Here is a 16,790-nt window from a genome sequence, read left to right as displayed (position 1 = left end):
TCCGATTGCCATCGGATTGGAAATAGGCTTCACGGTGCAACGAATGAGATGGCCTTGCCATCACCATCGCAATCATTCGTATCCATCGGGTTCGATGGCATATACCCGATGACACGGCCATCGTGAGCTATCAATTAACAGCTGCACGCCTTCAGGACACGCCCAATGATGCCACTGGTACACTCGGTACCTCAGGGAACCGGGAATATCCATCATGCAGCAGCTCAAGATCGATTTGATCGCAGCCGCACGACCGAACTTCATGAAAATCGCGCCACTGTTCCACGAATTGAATAAACAACCGTGGTGCAAGCTGCGACTGGTCCATACCGGCCAGCATTACGACAAGAACATGTCCGATGCCTTTTTTCATGACCTCGGCCTGCCCAAACCTGACCTGCATCTGGGCGTAGGCAGCGGCAGTCATGCCGAACAGACGGCCAACGTCATGCTTGCCTACGAGGCCGCATGCGTCGCCGACCGGCCCGACCTGATCGTGGTGGTGGGCGATGTCAACTCGACTGTGGCCTGCAGTCTCGTCGGCTCGAAGCTGCATATCACGGTGGCGCACCTGGAAGCCGGTCTGCGCAGCCGCGACCGCTGCATGCCTGAGGAGATCAACCGGCTGGTGACGGATGCGATCGCCGATATCCTGTGGACCCCCTCGCCGGACGGCGACGAAAACCTCGCTGCCGAAGGGGTGCCCGCGGAGAAGATCACACGTGTCGGCAACATCATGATCGACTCCTATGAGCTGATGCGCGACCGCATCGAGGCGCGCTCAACCCGACAGGAACTCGGGTTGGCAGACACCGAATACGGCGTGGTGACGCTACATCGCCCGTCCAATGTCGACGAGCCCGCGAAACTGACGGAACTGGTCGCCCAATTGAAGAGCATCGCAACGCGAGTGCCTTTGGTATTCCCGGTTCATCCGCGCACCCGCAAGAATCTCGAAACCTTCCACCTGTGGACCGAACTGGTCGACGCACCGGGGCTGCAGGTCATCGAGCCACTGGGCTACGTGGATTTCATGAACCTCGTCTGCGGAGCACGCCTGATCATCACGGATTCGGGCGGCGTCCAGGAAGAGACCACTTATCTGGGCATCCCCTGCCTGACCCTGCGCACCACCACCGAACGCCCCATCACGGTCACCGAGGGCACCAACCGGCTGGTAGGTACCGCCGAACTCGGCGAAACGGTTGACTGCATCCTCGCGGGTCAATGGGCACGCGGGCGCAAGCCCGACCTCTGGGATGGGCACGCCGCTGCGCGAGTGGCCGCCGACATTCGTCAACGCCTGCTACCGCCTTTGCACGACGAAACCGGATGTGCGGCGCAACCCCGGCAACAGGCCATGGGCAACGCCTGAAAAAGGGGATGGCATGTAACCAGGCACCTGGCATCGTTCAGATATGCACACCATCATCATCGCCAGCTACCTGATTGCTGCGGCTGCGTTTCTGGTCGGCACAGCACTGCTTGGTGTCGCATGGCGTGGTCAGCGCACGGGTGCATTGTTGCTGCTGGCGACATCGGGCATGGTCTTATGGGGCGCGTTCCTGGCCTGGACCTCCTATCGACACGCGGTAGCTGTGAACTGGCTGCTATTGGCCGAGGTGCTCCGCTACGGCGCCTGGCTCATGTTCGTCAGTGCCTTGTTCAGTGCATGGCCGGTGTCCGGGCTACTGCGAGGGCTGCGTATCGTCGCCCATACGCTCTGGATTCTGTTGGCGATTTATTGCATCTGGCCTGCCACCGGGTTGCTGGGAACATCACTGTCTTTCAGCGTCAACGTACCGATCGTCGGCGTCCTGGTGCTGGCGCTCACCGGGGTGATGTTCCTCGAACAGATCTACCGCAACGTGGCTCCGGAACAGCGCTGGGCTCTCAAGTTCCTCTTGATCGCACTCGGTGTGCTGTTCGCGTACGACATCTTTCTGTATTCGTTCGCGGTGCTGTACCGCCAATTCAACATCAGTGCCTGGGCAGCGCGCGGTTTCATCGATGCATCACTGGTACCACTTTTCCTGATCGCGGCAACGCGAAATCCCAGCTGGTCCCTGCCTGTCGGCGTATCGCGTCGCGTTGTCTTCTATTCGACCAGCCTGCTGGTCGTCGCGATCTACATCATCGCCACGGCGATCGGGGGCTATTACGTCCGCATCTATGGCGGTGACTGGGGACGGGTCGCAGAAATCACGCTGGTCTGTTTTGCGCTGCTGAGCGTCATACTGGTCGCAAGCTCCGGCCAGGCACGCTCGCGTCTGCGGGTGTTCCTGCACAAGAACTTTTTCAGCTTTCGTCACGACTACCGCGACCAGTGGCTGCGCCTGACCGCTACGTTGTCGGCCAAGGACATGGAACTTCCCATGCGCGCGGTACGCGGCATGGCACAGACCATGGACAGCCCGGCGGGCGCACTGTTCGGCCCAGGCGAGAGCGGCGATTTCGTGTTGAATGTGCAATGGAACATGCCTGCTCCGTCAGGAATCGCCATTCCGGCAGACGCGGCCTCGCTTGAGTTCATGTGCGAACGCCGCTGGATCTACGACCTGGACCAGCCACCGCCCCTGGGCGATGAACGACTGCGCGCCCCAGCCGAATTGACCGGCCTGCCGCATGCATGGCTCGTGGCACCGCTGGTCATGGAAGACCGGCTCGTCGGATTCGTGGTGCTCGCCCAGGCACGGGCACGACGAGCACTCGATTGGGAAGACATCGACCTGCTTCGGGCCGCCGGCACCCAGGTAGCCAGTGCACTGGCACAGGCCGCCGATGCGCGACAACTGGCCGAGGCTCGCCAGTTCGAGGGCTTCAACCGACTCACCGCTTTCCTGATGCACGACCTCAAGAACATCGCAGCCCAGCAATCCTTGCTGCTACAGAACGCCGAACGTCACAAACACAATCCAGCCTTCGTGGACGACATGCTCGCGACGGTAGCCAATGCGGTCGGTCGAATCTCGAGACTGCTGCAGCAACTACGTGGAGATGCGGCGCCCGTCGTCCCGACCCGGGTGCAGTTGGCGACGGCGCTGTCGCAAGCCATCGATGCGTGCCATGTGCACGCACCCACGCCGGACTATGTGGCACCCGAAGACGATGCCTGGATCAAGGCGGATCCCGACCAGCTCGCGACGATACTGGCGCACGTGATCCGCAATGCGCAGGACGCGGCGACGGCACACGGGCACGTGGCGGTCAGGGTCCAGCGCACTCCAGGACATGCGACAATCATGATCGAAGACGATGGCCCCGGAATGGACGAAGACTTCGTGCACAACCGACTGTTCCAGCCCTTTTTCACCACCAAGGCCAGCAGAGGCATGGGCATCGGCGCCTACCAGGCGCGCGAATACGTGCAATCACTGGGTGGGACCATACGCGTGAACAGTACACCGGGTCAGGGCACCGTGTTCTTCGTCCAGCTTCCGCTGACCGAGGCCGCGAGCGTCGGAACCCCGCCTGATGCACGAAGGACGACGTCATCATGAGTGATACACCGCGCTGCCTTTTGATCGTCGAGGACGACGTTGGTCTGCAGCGTCAGTTACGCTGGAGCTTCGAGGACTACGAAGTGGTCGTGGCCGGCAACCGTGCCGAGGCGCTGGACAGGTTGCGCCAGCACCAGCCCGCGGTAGTGCTGCAGGACCTTGGCCTGCCCCCGGATGCCAGTGGTACCGAAGAAGGATTCGCCACCATCACGGAGATCCTCCGCGAAGCGCCGCACACGAAGATCATCGTGGTCACCGGCAATGGTGATCGCGACAACGCGGTGAAGTCGATCGGAAACGGCGCCTACGACTTCTGCTCCAAACCACTGGACCTGGACGTGCTTCGGCTGATCGTGGGCCGCGCATTCCGGGTACATGAGCTGGAGGCCGAAAACCGCAGGCTGCGAAGCCAGTCCACCGCATCACTGGAAGGCATCGTGGGCAGCAGCGACGCCATCCTCGACGCCTGCCGACTGGTCGAGAAAGTCAGTCCGTCCAATGCCACCGTGCTGTTGCTCGGGGAAACGGGCACCGGCAAGGAGTTGTTCGCACGAGCCATCCACCGCCTCAGCCCGCGCAGGGACAAACCTTTCGTCGCCATCAATTGCGCCGCCATTCCGGAGAACCTTCTCGAAGCCGAACTGTTCGGCTACGAAAAAGGTGCGTATACGGGCGCGCACAAGCAGACCAAGGGCAAGATCGAGATGGCCGCCAACGGCACCCTGATGCTCGACGAAATCGGCGACATGGCGCTTCCGTTGCAGGGCAAGCTGTTGCGCTTCTTCGAGGAACGCGTGGTGGAGCGCATCGGCGGACGGCAATTGATTCCGGTGGACGTGCGTATCGTCTGTGCAACCCACCAGAACCTGCCCGAAATGATCCAGGACGGACGCTTCCGCGAAGACCTTTTCTATCGGGTCAGCGAGGTGACCATTGAACTTCCTCCGCTGCGTGAACGCTTCGGCGATGTCATCCCGTTGGCGCAGCACTTCCTGGATCAAGCCGCCAGTCGCCATGGTCGCCCGGTGCGGGGCTTCACGGCCAAGGCGCTGAAGATGATCGAAGCGCATCCCTGGCGGGGCAACGTGCGGCAACTGGAGAATGCGATCAACAGCGCGGTCATCATGTCCGATGGCAAGCAGATCGGGCCGGAAGCCCTGCGCATGGGATCCGTCGGCAACGAGGATGTGATGACTCTGCACGAGGTGCGTGCCGATGCCGAGAAGCGTGCCATCCAAAGGGCACTGACCAAGGCGCACGGCAATGTGTCGCAAGCGGCCACGCTGCTCGGCGTCAGTCGCCCCACGCTCTACGATCTTCTGGATAAATACGGCTTGAAGAAAGCCGAGTGACGTCGGGCGACACCGCGCGTGTTGCCGCATGAACCCGAGGGTAAGGATATGTGCTCGATCAGGCTGAAGATGTGCACGAAACTGCAAGTCCTGACGCTGCTGTGCATGGGACTGCTGCTCGGTGGCTGCGGTGCAGGCAGTGGGCGCGGCAGCGTAGCGACCGGTAACCGCTATCAGGACCAGGGTGAGTATCGCGCCGCGTACATCGAGGCCAAGAAGGTCCTTCAGCGCGACGACAAAAACGCTGCGGCATGGCTGCTGCTGGGTAAGGCATCACTGATGCTGGGAAATCCGAAGGATGCCCTCAGCGATCTGCAGAGTGCCCGTACGTACGGCGTACCGAAAGCCCAATGGGTCGTCCCCATGGGGCAACTGCTGCGTGCGACACGACAATACGACACCCTGCTGCAGGATGTGTCCGACACTGGAATCACAGACCCCACGACCAGCAGCCAGGTGAACGTGCTGCGCGGTGACGCTTATCTCGGCCTCGATCAATACGACCATGCCGCGCAATCGTTCCAGACTGCATTGAAGCAAGAACCGAGGATGCCCGGCGCACTGTCGGGCCTTGCCCGGGTATCGGCCGCCAAGGGCGATATGGCTTCGGCCGACCAGTACCTGCAACAGGCTCTGGCAGCGGCGCCCGAGGATCCTCGTGTCTGGCTGGCCAAGGGCGACCTCGCTGTCGGCCGAAAGGACCTTGCCACAGCAGAGACTGCCTTTCAGAAAGCACTGAGCTTCAAGCATCCGGGCTGGTCACCGGAGGAACACTTCTATGCCTTGACGCGACTGGCCGATACACAGGCACAGCTCAGCCAGTTTGATAAAACACTGAGTACCGTATCGACATTGGAAAAAGGCTGGCCGGGCCAACCCTACCCGCACTATCTGCATGCCTTGGTGCTGTACAACCAGGGGCATCTGGACCAGGCGACTTCGCAGCTTCAACAGGTGCTCAAGGTTCAGCCCGACAGCATCCAGGCGCAGCTGCTCTCGGGCGCAGTCAACTATGCACAGGGAAATTACGCCCAAGCCGAGATGTACCTGAGCAACGTCATGGGGATGGATCAGAAGAACGTCCAGGCCCGCAAGTTGCTGGCCCTCACGTTCTATCGCGAGGGCCGCTCGCATCAGGCGCTCGATACGCTGCGCACGGTTGCACCCGAGCAATGGTCCGACACGCAACTCCTGGCCCTGCTGCAAAAGGCCGCCACCACAGGCATCCGGGGCAACGAAACCCACGGACCTGCAGGAAACAGCAGCACAGCGGAAAACCCGCAGCTTGCCCAGGCCCGTGAGGACATCATCAGCGGGGACAGCGCCAAGGCAATCCGCCTGCTCAAGTCGATGCATACGAGCGATGCACCGACGGAGGCGAGCCGCATCTCGTTGCTGGTCATGGCCTACCTGAGCAGCAAACAGACCGAGCTGGCAGTCCAGACAGCCGCCGACTTTGCTGCCAGGCATCCGAAGGACAGTGCCGCCGACCTGTTATATGGCACCGCCCTGGTCGCAGCCGGCAAACGCACGGAGGCCCGTACCCAGTTCACCAACGCACACGACCTGGACTCGACGAACGTCACCGCCCTGCTGAGCCTGGGCAGCCTTGACGCACTGGAGGGCCATTACAAGGACGCAACCACGCGTTACGAATCGGCGTTGAAACTCAGCCCGGGCAATGCCGAAGCCCTGACGGCACTTGGGCGCATCGACATGCTCAACGGTGACAAATCCAGCGCCATCAAGCGCTTCAAGCAGGCCATCGCTGCCGCCCCAAAATCGCCCTCCGCATATCTCGGCCTGATGCTTCTCTACCGCAACAACGGTCAGCTTGACGAGGCCGGAAACACGGCCAAGCAGTTGGTAAAGGCCGCCCCGGACAACCCGGAGGCACTCAATGTTCTCGGTGCAACGGAACTCAGCGATGGCAACTACAACCAGGCACTCGGCCCGCTGAAGCAGGCGGTCAGTCTTGCGCCCAGTGTCGCCCTGTTCCGGACCAACCTTGCGCGCGCGCAGGTTCTCAACAAGGACACGAAGCAGGCCAAGGACAACCTGCTCGAGGTGCTCAAGACCAACCCCAGCCAGCTCACTGCCGTCTCCCTGCTCGCCTTCATCAAATCGCAGGACAACGATCTGCCCGGCGCAATAGCCCTGGCTCGAGGACTGCAGAAGCAGCCCGCCACCCAGGCCGCGGGTTTCGGCCTGGAGGGCGACCTGTACATGGCGCACAAGGCGTGGAGCAAAGCCGCCCAGGCCTACCAAGAGGGCCTGAAGGCACACTACAGCCGCGAATTCGTGCTCAAGAACTTTATCGCGCTCGAAAAGAGCGGCGCCAGGCATTCCGCAAGCGGATTGCGCGACTGGCTGAACAAGCATCCGGACGATGGCGCCGCCCGTCTATTGCTGGGGCAGCATTACCTTGGCCAAGGCCAGAACACGGAAGCTGCAGACCAGTACAAGAAGGTCCTTGAGAGCTTCCCGACCAACCTTGCAGCGCTGAACAACCTCGCCTGGATCTACGTCCAGCAACACAACCCCGAGGGCATGAAGCTGGCAGAAAAGGCCTACAAACTCGCGCCCCAGTCTCCCGGTGTGGCGGATACCTACGGCTGGGCCATGATCTCGGCGAACCAGCCTGCGCGCGCGCTGCCGATCCTCACGAAAGCCGCCGCGGCTGCCCCCAGAGTTGCGACCATCCAGTATCACCTGGCCGTGGCCCAGGTACGCACGGGCGACAAGGCAGCCGCACGCGCAACTCTTCAGTCGCTGCTGGCGACAAAGACCGATTTTCCGGAAAAGCCAGCTGCCGAACAGCTCTACCAGACAGTCGGCGGCGGAGGTGCTGCCAACTGACAGGGGCGATATCAGCCAGCCCGGCTGCACGGTGCCTGTGGATGATGAAAAGCGCCAACCATCCGCACCCATCAACCGGTTCGTCACGACCCATCGTGTGACGGACCGACGTGCCGGGCTCGCCGCCCGTCAGCTTCGCCCGAGAGGCTCACGCCTTGACGTTGACCACCTGGCCGACCTTCTGCCCGGACGAATTCACCGTCGCCGCAGGAGCAGATGCAGAACTCGATGCAGCTGCAGCCGCAGCCTTGCTGGCACCATCGTCACCATCCCCGTCATGTCCTGCGTTGATCTCGGGCGCCTTGCTCGGAACGCGAGCTGCAACGCTACTGCTGACAGAAGCAACCTGCATGGGAATTCTCCGGATAGTGACAAGAAAGCACGGTCGTGCGTAACAGTTATCGGCCGACACGCCGGATGCTTTAACCCTTGCCCGAGATAGCAGCCTAGTTGCGTTGCTGGACGCCATTGGAAAGTACAAGCCAAGCTAGGCACGCGGCGCGGCGGTAGTTCCCGCAAGATCTGACCCACAGTGCTTGCATTTCACAGCCGCAGCCTGTATGGGCTCGGCACAGAATGGGCAGTTTTTCACTCGAGAAACTAACGGTGGAACCGGGGGGAGCTGACGTTTCACGACCACCTGCGCTGGCGTCATAAATGCCCACACAAGTGCAATCACCCACCCCAATAGTGTCCAGCCCAACAGAAGATCCAGCACGCATATCGCTGTGGCGTTTGGGTGCTTTCGTGAAGTGGCGACAATCGCGGGTAGAAAATAAATCGCTGCCCCCGCAATAAACATCGCGAGAAGCGCAATTAAACCAATTCCGGCCATCTGATCCCCCATTACCAATTCCCGATAAAAACCGTCCGGGCTTGAACATGCATCGCCACCGACACATGCTTGGCGCCAAGATAGCAGCGCACCCCATGGCGCTGAGACGCGGCGGCCTCACGCTTCGATGGATACCGCCCATCGAGCACCACGCCACGATCGAGCAACGCCTCAAGGCCCGTGACATACTCGTCGCCTTGGGCTTCATCATCGAAGCTCCGATAGATCAGACGCGGCAGCAAGCCTGTGCATCGTGCAGTGTAATGCCACGACTGCCCGCGCCGTCGCTTCGTCGCCATGGAAAACTCGCATACACGGAAACCATGCAAGCTTACGCGAGTTTGCCACCTGAAAACGGGTGGCAAACGCCCGATTTTGCCCTTTTTTCGACGTATTCCAGAAACGAAAAAGGCGCCCGGAAGGCGCCTAAGTCGTTGATTGCAATGGAGGCCAAGGTCGGAATCGAACCGGCGTACGCGGATTTGCAGTCCGCTGCATGACCACTCTGCCACCTGGCCATTGCGCGCGGCGGTCGCCGGTCGACTAACCAACCGATGATCGCTGCCTCAAAAAACAAAACCCCGGATGCCCGAGGTTTTGCGGAAAACTGGAGCGGGAAACGAGACTCGAACTCGCGACCCCGACCTTGGCAAGGTCGTGCTCTACCAACTGAGCTATTCCCGCATCGGAGCTCGTAATCTTAGCAGAAGAATGCCGGATGGGAAGCCCCCGATGAAGGCTTTTTCGTCGACCCCGACGCAACGGCAACGCGGGTGCGTGCATACCGTGTCGCGACGCGGCGTTCGATGATCATGACCATCGGAAACGACGAAGCCCCGGCCATCGGCCAGGGCTTCGACATGAATCTGGAGCGGGAAACGAGACTCGAACTCGCGACCCCGACCTTGGCAAGGTCGTGCTCTACCAACTGAGCTATTCCCGCATCGGAGGCGCGCATTCTAATACGTGAAATCATATCGTCAAGCCCATGACGCCTTTTTACTTTGCGCCACCGTCGCGCCCTTCGCCCTGCAGGCTCGGCCAGGCCGCACGCAGATAGTAAAGACCGGACCAGATCGTCAGGATGCCCGCGATCACCAGCAGCCATTCGCCGATGTTGTAGAGGCTGAGCAGTTTGGCCTCCTTCTCGTGCTGCACGATCAGCACCACCAGGGCCACCATCTGCATCACGGTCTTCAGCTTGCCGATGAAGGCAACCTTCACCGTTGCCCGCATGCCGATCTCCGCCATCCACTCGCGCAGAGCCGAAACGCTGATTTCGCGTCCGACGATGATCGCCGCAGTCACGGCCATCAGGATGCTCGACCAGCCGCCACGATGCGCCTCCACCAGCAGGAAAAGTGTGACCGCGACCATCAGCTTGTCGGCCACCGGATCGAGGAAGGCACCGAATGCGGACGTCATCTTGAGCCGGCGGGCCAGATAACCGTCGAGCCAGTCGGTCACCGCCGCCAGGATGAACACGATCGCCGCCGTGATGTTGTGTCCATGGAACGGCAGATAGAACACGACCACCATCACCGGCAGCAGGGCCACGCGGAACAAGGTCAGCCAGGTTGGAAGATTGATGCGCATGGTTCTCGTCCGAGTTACGCCGTCCAGTGTCGCACGGTTTGGTCATCGGCTGGCTGACCACTGTCCATCTCAACCGTGCAATGCAGCGTAAATCCGTTCGGCCAGGCCGCGATCGATGCCTTTCACCGTCATCAACTCCTCGACGCCGGCGGCCTCCACCCCGGCCAGGCCGCCGAAGGTGCGCAGCAGCGCCGTGCGACGACGTGCACCGACGCCAGGGACGTCCTCCAGCACACTGCGTTCGCGTGCCTTCTCGCGTCGCTTGCGATGACCGCTGATCGCGAAGCGGTGCGACTCGTCGCGCACAGCGGCCACCAGATGCAGCGCCGGCGAAGCGGACCCGGGATGGAGCTCGCGTCCAGGATGTCCCGGTGGCCGGTCGGCCAGGATAAGGGTCTCCTCGCCTGCGCGCCGGGCCGGCCCCTTGGCCACGCCCACGACATGGATGCCGGTGACCTCCAGTTCATCCAGAACATCGAGCGCCTGCGCCACCTGCCCGTCGCCGCCGTCGATCAGCAGCACGTCGGGCTTTGCACCCTCGCCTTCGGCCACCTTGCGGAAACGCCGGGTCAGCGCCTGATGCATCGCCGCGTAATCGTCACCCGGAGTAATGCCGCTGATGTTGAAACGCCGGTAGTGCGACTTCTCGGGCCCTTCGGGACCAAACACGACACAGGAAGCCACGGTCAACTCGCCGCGGGTGTGGCTTATGTCGAAACATTCGAGACGACGCGGCGACTCGGGCAAGTCCAGCAGCTTCTGCAGGTCCTCGAAACGGGTACCCAGGGTCTGCCGACTGGCCAGGCGCTGGGTCAGCGAAGCCTGCGCGTTGCGCTCGGCCATCTGCAGGAAACGTGCGCGCTCGCCGCGGACTCGGTGCTTGAGCTCGACCCCATGACCGCTCTGCTGGGCCAGCATCTCGGCCAGCATGCCCTCCTCCGCCAGCGCTTCGCCCAGCACCAGTTCACGCGGCACCGGCCGATCCAGGTAGTACTGCGCCACGAACTGGGCCAGTACATCAGCCGGCTCCGCATCGAGTGGCAGGCGGGGAAAGAAATCGCGTGTTCCCAGGCTGATCCCGTCACGGAAAAACAGCACGCTCACGCAGGCCATTCCCGACTCGATACGGCAGGCAATCACATCCATGTCGGCGCTGGCACCCTGGACGTGATGCTGTGCCTGCAGCTTGCGCAATGCCGCCACCTGATCGCGAAGCGACGCCGCCCGCTCGAATTCGAGTCGGGCACTGGCCTGCTCCATCGCGGCCGCCAGCTCGTCGATCACCGCGCTGCTGCGGCCCTCCAGGAACATCTCGGCGTGGCGCACGTCGTCGCGGTAGTCCGGCACCGAGATCAATGCCACGCATGGCGCGGTACAACGGCCGATCTGATACTGCAGGCAAGGGCGCGAACGGTTGCGGAAATAGCTGTCCTCGCACTGGCGCACCTTGAACAGCTTCTGCATCAGGCCGAGACTTTCGCGCACCGCGAACGTGCTCGGATAGGGCCCGAAGAAACGCCCCGGCAGATTCCGCGCACCACGGTGGAAAGCCAGGCGCGGATAATCCTCGCCCCCGGACAGATAGATGTACGGGTAGCTTTTGTCGTCGCGCAACAGGATGTTGTAGCGCGGCTTGAGCGACTTGATCAGCTGCGATTCCAGCAGCAGCGCCTCGCCTTCGGTGCGCGTCACCGTGATTTCGGCGCGCGCTATCTGCGCCACCATCGCGGCGATGCGTGGCTGCATGTTGGGCTTGAGAAAGTAACTGCTGACGCGCTTCTTCAGGTTGCCTGCCTTGCCGACATACAACAACTCGCCTTCCGCATCGAAATAGCGGTAGACGCCGGGTGAAGTGGTCAGCGTGCGGACAAAGGCCTTGCCGTCGAAGGCCGGCGACGATGTGGGCTGCATGCGCGGATTCTAGCCGGTTCATGGCTCGCGAGCCGTATCATGGCCCGTCGATAACGGCTTGCGGAGATGAATGCATGGGTTGCCTGCCAATACCGGTGTTGTTCGTGCTGGGCGTGCTGATCGGCTCCGCACTGGACGGCGACAACGGCGCGCTGTGGGGCGCTGGTATCGGACTGCTGCTGGGCCTGGCCCTGGGCGGCACCTTCATCGCGTTGCTGCGCAGGCGCCGCTGACCTCGCTCGTTCAACGACCCTCGCGCAGCCAGCGCTCCGCGCGCTGCAGGTCAGACTCGGTATCGATGCCGGCAGGAAACGGCTCTGGCGTCAGCCTTACCGCGATGGGGTAGCCGTGCTCGAGCACACGCAACTGTTCAAGCGACTCGGCTTGTTCCAGCGCGGTACGCGACAGTTGCGCATACTGGGCGAGAAAACCCGCGCGATAGGCATAGACGCCAATGTGGCGCAGAAATGGCATACCGGCCGGAAGCACGTCGCGGTTCGACGCAAAGGCATCACGCGCCCACGGCAGCGGCGCACGACTGAAATACAGCGCACGTCCGCGGGCATCACGTACCAGCTTCACTGCATTAGGGTCGAACAGTTCATGTGCGTCCGTGATCGGCGCTGCCAGGGTGGCCATCGGCGCATCGTCCGCGGCCAGTGCGCGTGCCACCTCTTGGATGCCCGCGGCGGGCGCGAACGGCTCGTCGCCCTGCAGGTTCACCACGATGGCGTCGTCGGCCCAGCCACACGATGCTGCACATTCGGCCAAACGATCGCTGCCGGAGGCATGGTCGGCTCGCGTCATTCGTACATCCACGCCCTGCCCCTGCAGCGCGTCGGCTACGCGGACGTCGTCCACCGCCACCACCACCTGCAAGGCGCCTGCCTGCAACGCGCGCTGCGCCACCCGGACCACCATCGGCACGCCGTCGATCTCGCGCAATGGCTTACCCGGCAGGCGCGTCGAACCGTAGCGCGCGGGAATGGCAACAATGAAGGGAGGAATGCTGGACATGGCGACCTCGTGGCAAGGTCGCCCAGCCTAGCGCATCGCACCGTTACCGGGGCGCCCCGCAAGCGGGACCCGCCCGGGGAGATCGGTCAGCCCGCTTCGTGCAGCGCGAACCCGCATCCGTTGGCCAGCGCCATGAAACCCGGGAACGAAGTCGCGACATGGCGACAGTCGTTGATCCGCACCGGGCCAGCAGCCACCAGGCCAGCCACCGCGAAACTCATGGCGATGCGATGGTCGGTCAGGCTTTCCACCGTACCGCCGTTCAATCGCCCACCCTCGATGACGGCGCCATCGGGTGTTTCATCAATACGGGCACCGAGTGCACGCAGGCCGGTGGCCATGGTCGCCAGGCGGTCGGATTCCTTGACCCGCAGCTCGGCCGCGCCGCGGATCACGCTGCGCCCCTCGGCCACCGCCGCAGCGACGAACAGCGCCGGGAATTCGTCGATCATGTCGGGCACCAGCGCCTCCGGGAGTTCGACGCCATGCAGTGGCGCGTAGCGCACCCGCAGATCACCCACCGGCTCGCCGCCGCTGCTGCGTTCGTTCTCGATGCGGATGTCGGCCCCCATCAATCGCAACGCTTCGAGCAGGCCGGTACGACGCGGGTTGAGCCCCACCGCCGGCAGACTCAGGTCGGACCCCGGCACGATGCTGGCGGCAACCAGGAAGAACGCCGCCGAGGAGAAATCGGCGGGCACCTCGACGTCGGTGGCCTTCAGTGTATGCCCACCCGACAAACGTGCCCGGCCCGGCTCGAATGCGATCGGCCAGCCGAAGGCGGCCAGCATGCGCTCGGTGTAGTCGCGGGTCGGATGCGGCTCGACCACCTCGGTCTCACCCTGCGCATACAGACCCGCCAGCAACAACGCGGATTTGACCTGGGCGCTGGCCACCGGAAGCTCGTAGCGGATGCCATGCAGGGGTTGGCCGCCGCGTACATGCAACGGCGGCAGGCCATCCTGCGTGTCGATCCTGGCACCCATCGAGGCCAGCGGATCGGTCACCCGGCGCATCGGCCGCTTCGAAAGCGAGGCATCGCCGATCAGGGTACTGTCGAAGGCTTGGCCGGCCAGCAGGCCAGCCAGCAGGCGCATGCCGGTGCCGGCATTGCCGCAGTCCAGCGCCTCGCTGCTGCCCCGCAGGCCATGCAGGCCCACCCCATGCACCACCCGCTCCCCCTCCGCCGGCGTCTCGATGCGCACGCCAAGCTGGGCCAGCACGGCTGCGGTGGCGCGGGTGTCCTCGCCCTCCAGGAAGCCATGAATGCGTGAGGTGCCGTCAGCCAGAGCCGACAGCATCAGCGAGCGATGCGATACCGACTTGTCGCCCGGTACCCGCACGCTGCCCTGCAGCGGCCCGGCCGGGCCGCTACGCCAATCCAGCCGCCCGCTCACGGCAGCGCCACAGGGTAGGAACCGAGTACGCGAAGCTGCGCCACGGATTGCTCGATTTCCTTCACGGCTGCCTGCAATGTCTCGTCCTGGATGTGACCGGATATATCGATGAAGAAAGCGTATTGCCACTTGCCCGAGTGCGCCGGACGCGACTCGATGCGATTGAGGCTGACGCAATGTTTGGCAAACGGACTGAGCACGTCATAGAGCGCGCCTGGTTTGTCGTTCACGGTGACCAGCAGCGATGTGCGGTCGTTGCCCGAAGGCGGGAACAGCGAGCGCCCGATGACCAGAAAACGGGTCGTATTGTCGGCACGGTCCTCGATGCCCGTGGCCAGGGTCTTCAGCCCGTAGACCTTGCCGGCCGTTTCGCCTGCGATGGCGCCCACGTCGTCGGCATGACGCGCCACCCGGGCGGCCTCGGCATTGCTGCTGACCGCCTCGCACGCCACATCGGGCAAATTCATGCGCAGCCAGGTCTTGCATTGCTGCAGCGACTGCGCGTGCGCATAGATACGCCGGATGTCCTCCAGCCGGCCGGCCATGGAGTGCAGGCACTGGTGCACCCGCAGTTCCACCTCTCCGCAAATGCGTGCATCCGAGGTAAGGAACATGTCCAGGGTCATCTGGATCATGCCCTGCCCCGAGTTCTCCACCGGCACGATGCCGAAGTCGGCGTGGCCGGCGGCCACTTCCTGGAACACCTCTTCGATGCTGCCCAGTGGCAGCCCATAGGCCGCGTGGCCGAAATGCTTGCGCACGGCCTGCTCGCTGAAGGTGCCCTCGGGACCGAGGTAGCCGATCTTCAGCGGATCTTCCTGCGCCAGGCAGGACGACATGATTTCGCGAAACAGCCGGACCATCTCGGTATCGGACAGCGGACCCTGGTTGCGGTCCACCACCATGCGCAGCACATGGGCCTCGCGCTCGGGGCGGTAATAGTCGATGGCCGACAGGCCCTCGCCCTTCACCTTGGCCACCTCGCGTGCCCAGTTGGCACGTTCGGAGATCAGCTCCTGGATCTGCCGGTCGATGCTGTCGATGCGCTGGCGCACATCGGACAACGAAGTCTTGGTTTCGCTCATATCGTTTATCTGGCGGTAAAGCCGTCCAAATAGTGAGTCGTCATGATGCCTGAGAGCAGGCCCGATGTCTCCCGTTTCAACCGTGTCTGGCTGCGAAGTCGCGCATGAAGCCGATCAGCGCATCGACCGCCTCGAGCGGAACCGCGTTGTACAGCGATGCACGCATGCCGCCCAGCGCCTTGTGACCTTTCAGCGCCAGCAGACCGGCCGCTTCGGATTCGCGCAGGAAGTCTGTGTCCAGCGTACTGTCGTGCAGCGTGAACGGCACATTCATGCGCGAGCGTGCGGCCACATCCACCGGGTTGCGGTAAAAGCCGCCCGAGCCGTCGATCGCCGCGTACAGGCGTTCCGCCTTGATGCGGTTGCGTTCGCCCATCGCCGCCAGCCCGCCCAGGTCCTTCAGCCACTGGAAGGTAAGTCCGGCCAGGTACCACCCCCAGGTATTGGGCGTGTTGAGCATGGAGTCGGCAGCCGCATGCTCGGCATAACGGAAAATCTTGGCCATCGGCCGGGATGCCCGCTGCAGCAGATCACGGCGGATGATCATCAGCACCAGCCCCGACGGCCCGATGTTCTTCTGCGCACCGGCGTAGATCAGGCCAAAGCGCGACACGTCCAGCGGGCCGGAAAGGATGCTGGAGGACATGTCGGCCACCAGCGGCGCATTTCCGACATCGGGAACGTCGTGATACTCCACGCCATGGATCGTCTCGTTCGGCGTGTAATGCACATAGGCCGCGTTCGGATCCAGGGTCCAGGTGGAACGCGGCGGCAGGCGCAGATAGTGATCGGACTGGCTGCTGGCGGCGACATTCACTCGCACGTAGGGTGCGGCTTCGCTGGCGGCCTTGGCGCCCCAGTGGCCATTGACCACATAGTCGGCACAGCCGCCCTCGCCGGCCAGGTTCATCGGGATCTGCGCGAAATGCTGGGTGGCGCCGCCCTGCAGGAACAGCACGGCATAATCGTCAGGAATCGCCAGCAGGCTGCGCAGGTCGGCCTCGACCCGCTCGGCCATAGCGATGAAGCGCTTGCCCCGGTGCGACTGTTCCATCACCGAAGCACCGCTACTTTCCCAGTCCAGCAGCTCGCGCTGCGCACGTTCGAGTACCGGCCGCGGCAAGGCTGCCGGACCCGCGCTGAAATTCCAGACCTGACTCACCGCTGAGCTTCCCGTGATTGCACTGGCCGCATTATGGCGTGCCGCAACGCTCGGCCGTCAATGGCGATTCGGCACA

General features: G+C 63.0%; 14 protein-coding genes and 3 tRNA genes. 5 read left to right on the top strand and 12 right to left on the bottom strand.

Translation table 11 applies throughout. From position 1 onward, the window contains the following. Positions 1-214 precede the first annotated feature (214 nt). The 4 genes from wecB to prsT all read left to right on the top strand — a co-directional run bounded on the left by wecB (position 215) and on the right by prsT (position 7,711). Positions 215-1,375: a non-hydrolyzing UDP-N-acetylglucosamine 2-epimerase gene (gene wecB / locus RA164_RS06710; protein WP_329743179.1), complete on the top strand. Its 1,161-nt coding sequence runs from the start codon at positions 215-217 to the stop codon at positions 1,373-1,375. Between the two features lie 43 nt (positions 1,376-1,418). Further along, a complete protein-coding gene (gene prsK / locus RA164_RS06705; RefSeq protein ID WP_329743178.1) occupies positions 1,419-3,500 on the top strand; it encodes an XrtA/PEP-CTERM system histidine kinase PrsK in 2,082 nt (693 codons plus the stop codon). Then, positions 3,497-4,852: a PEP-CTERM-box response regulator transcription factor gene (gene prsR, locus RA164_RS06700; protein WP_329743177.1), complete on the top strand. Its 1,356-nt coding sequence runs from the start codon at positions 3,497-3,499 to the stop codon at positions 4,850-4,852. Before prsK ends, prsR begins: the two co-directional genes overlap by 4 nt. 69 nt (positions 4,853-4,921) lie before the next feature. Beyond that, positions 4,922-7,711, top strand: coding sequence for an XrtA/PEP-CTERM system TPR-repeat protein PrsT (prsT, locus tag RA164_RS06695; RefSeq protein WP_329743176.1), 2,790 nt, complete (start codon positions 4,922-4,924; stop codon positions 7,709-7,711). Between the two features lie 148 nt (positions 7,712-7,859). Here prsT and RA164_RS06690 read toward each other — a convergent pair whose 3' ends face one another. The 8 genes from RA164_RS06690 to uvrC form a co-directional block, all read right to left on the bottom strand. Then, complete coding sequence (locus RA164_RS06690; RefSeq protein WP_329743175.1) at positions 7,860-8,063, bottom strand: hypothetical protein; 204 nt, start codon at positions 8,061-8,063, stop codon at positions 7,860-7,862. 135 nt (positions 8,064-8,198) lie between these two features. Continuing rightward, a complete protein-coding gene (locus tag RA164_RS06685; RefSeq protein WP_329743499.1) occupies positions 8,199-8,513 on the bottom strand; it encodes a superinfection immunity protein in 315 nt (104 codons plus the stop codon). A gap of 44 nt (positions 8,514-8,557) precedes the next feature. After that, on the bottom strand, positions 8,558-8,788 hold the full coding sequence (locus RA164_RS06680; protein ID WP_329743174.1) for a hypothetical protein: 231 nt from the start codon (positions 8,786-8,788) through the stop codon (positions 8,558-8,560). A 202-nt stretch (positions 8,789-8,990) separates the two neighbouring features. Then, a tRNA-Cys gene (locus RA164_RS06675) sits at positions 8,991-9,064 on the bottom strand. A gap of 90 nt (positions 9,065-9,154) precedes the next feature. Next, positions 9,155-9,230, bottom strand: a tRNA-Gly gene (locus tag RA164_RS06670). 183 nt (positions 9,231-9,413) lie between these two features. Next, a tRNA-Gly gene (locus tag RA164_RS06665) sits at positions 9,414-9,489 on the bottom strand. A 56-nt stretch (positions 9,490-9,545) separates the two neighbouring features. Continuing rightward, positions 9,546-10,142 carry a CDP-diacylglycerol--glycerol-3-phosphate 3-phosphatidyltransferase gene (pgsA, locus tag RA164_RS06660; RefSeq protein WP_329743173.1) on the bottom strand — a complete coding sequence of 199 codons (597 nt, stop codon included), beginning with the start codon at positions 10,140-10,142 and terminating at the stop codon, positions 9,546-9,548. Between the two features lie 69 nt (positions 10,143-10,211). Further along, positions 10,212-12,053, bottom strand: a complete 1,842-nt coding sequence (gene uvrC, locus RA164_RS06655) for an excinuclease ABC subunit UvrC (RefSeq protein ID WP_329743172.1) — start codon at positions 12,051-12,053, stop codon at positions 10,212-10,214. Between the two features lie 74 nt (positions 12,054-12,127). Between uvrC and RA164_RS06650 the strand changes: the two genes are divergently transcribed. Then, a complete protein-coding gene (locus RA164_RS06650) occupies positions 12,128-12,286 on the top strand; it encodes a hypothetical protein (RefSeq protein WP_329743171.1) in 159 nt (52 codons plus the stop codon). A 10-nt stretch (positions 12,287-12,296) separates the two neighbouring features. On the opposite strand, the gene kdsB is transcribed toward RA164_RS06650, so the two are convergent. From kdsB to serC, 4 genes are all read right to left on the bottom strand, one after another. Next, positions 12,297-13,070 carry a 3-deoxy-manno-octulosonate cytidylyltransferase gene (gene kdsB, locus RA164_RS06645; RefSeq protein WP_329743170.1) on the bottom strand — a complete coding sequence of 258 codons (774 nt, stop codon included), beginning with the start codon at positions 13,068-13,070 and terminating at the stop codon, positions 12,297-12,299. An 86-nt stretch (positions 13,071-13,156) separates the two neighbouring features. Then, positions 13,157-14,467 (bottom strand): 3-phosphoshikimate 1-carboxyvinyltransferase, encoded by a 1,311-nt coding sequence (gene aroA / locus RA164_RS06640; RefSeq protein WP_329743169.1) that lies wholly within the window; start codon positions 14,465-14,467, stop codon positions 13,157-13,159. Further along, positions 14,464-15,552 (bottom strand): prephenate dehydratase, encoded by a 1,089-nt coding sequence (gene pheA / locus RA164_RS06635; RefSeq protein WP_329743168.1) that lies wholly within the window; start codon positions 15,550-15,552, stop codon positions 14,464-14,466. Before pheA ends, aroA begins: the two co-directional genes overlap by 4 nt. Positions 15,553-15,628: 76 nt before the next feature. Beyond that, entirely contained in the window at positions 15,629-16,714 is a 1,086-nt protein-coding gene (serC, locus tag RA164_RS06630) for a 3-phosphoserine/phosphohydroxythreonine transaminase (protein WP_329743167.1), read from the bottom strand. Between the last annotated feature and the right edge of the window lie 76 nt (positions 16,715-16,790).

The organism is Dyella sp. A6 (assembly GCF_036320485.1).
Taxonomy (GTDB): domain Bacteria; phylum Pseudomonadota; class Gammaproteobacteria; order Xanthomonadales; family Rhodanobacteraceae; genus Rhodanobacter_A; species Rhodanobacter_A aluminiiresistens.
This window is presented reverse-complemented; position numbering and strand designations above follow the sequence as displayed.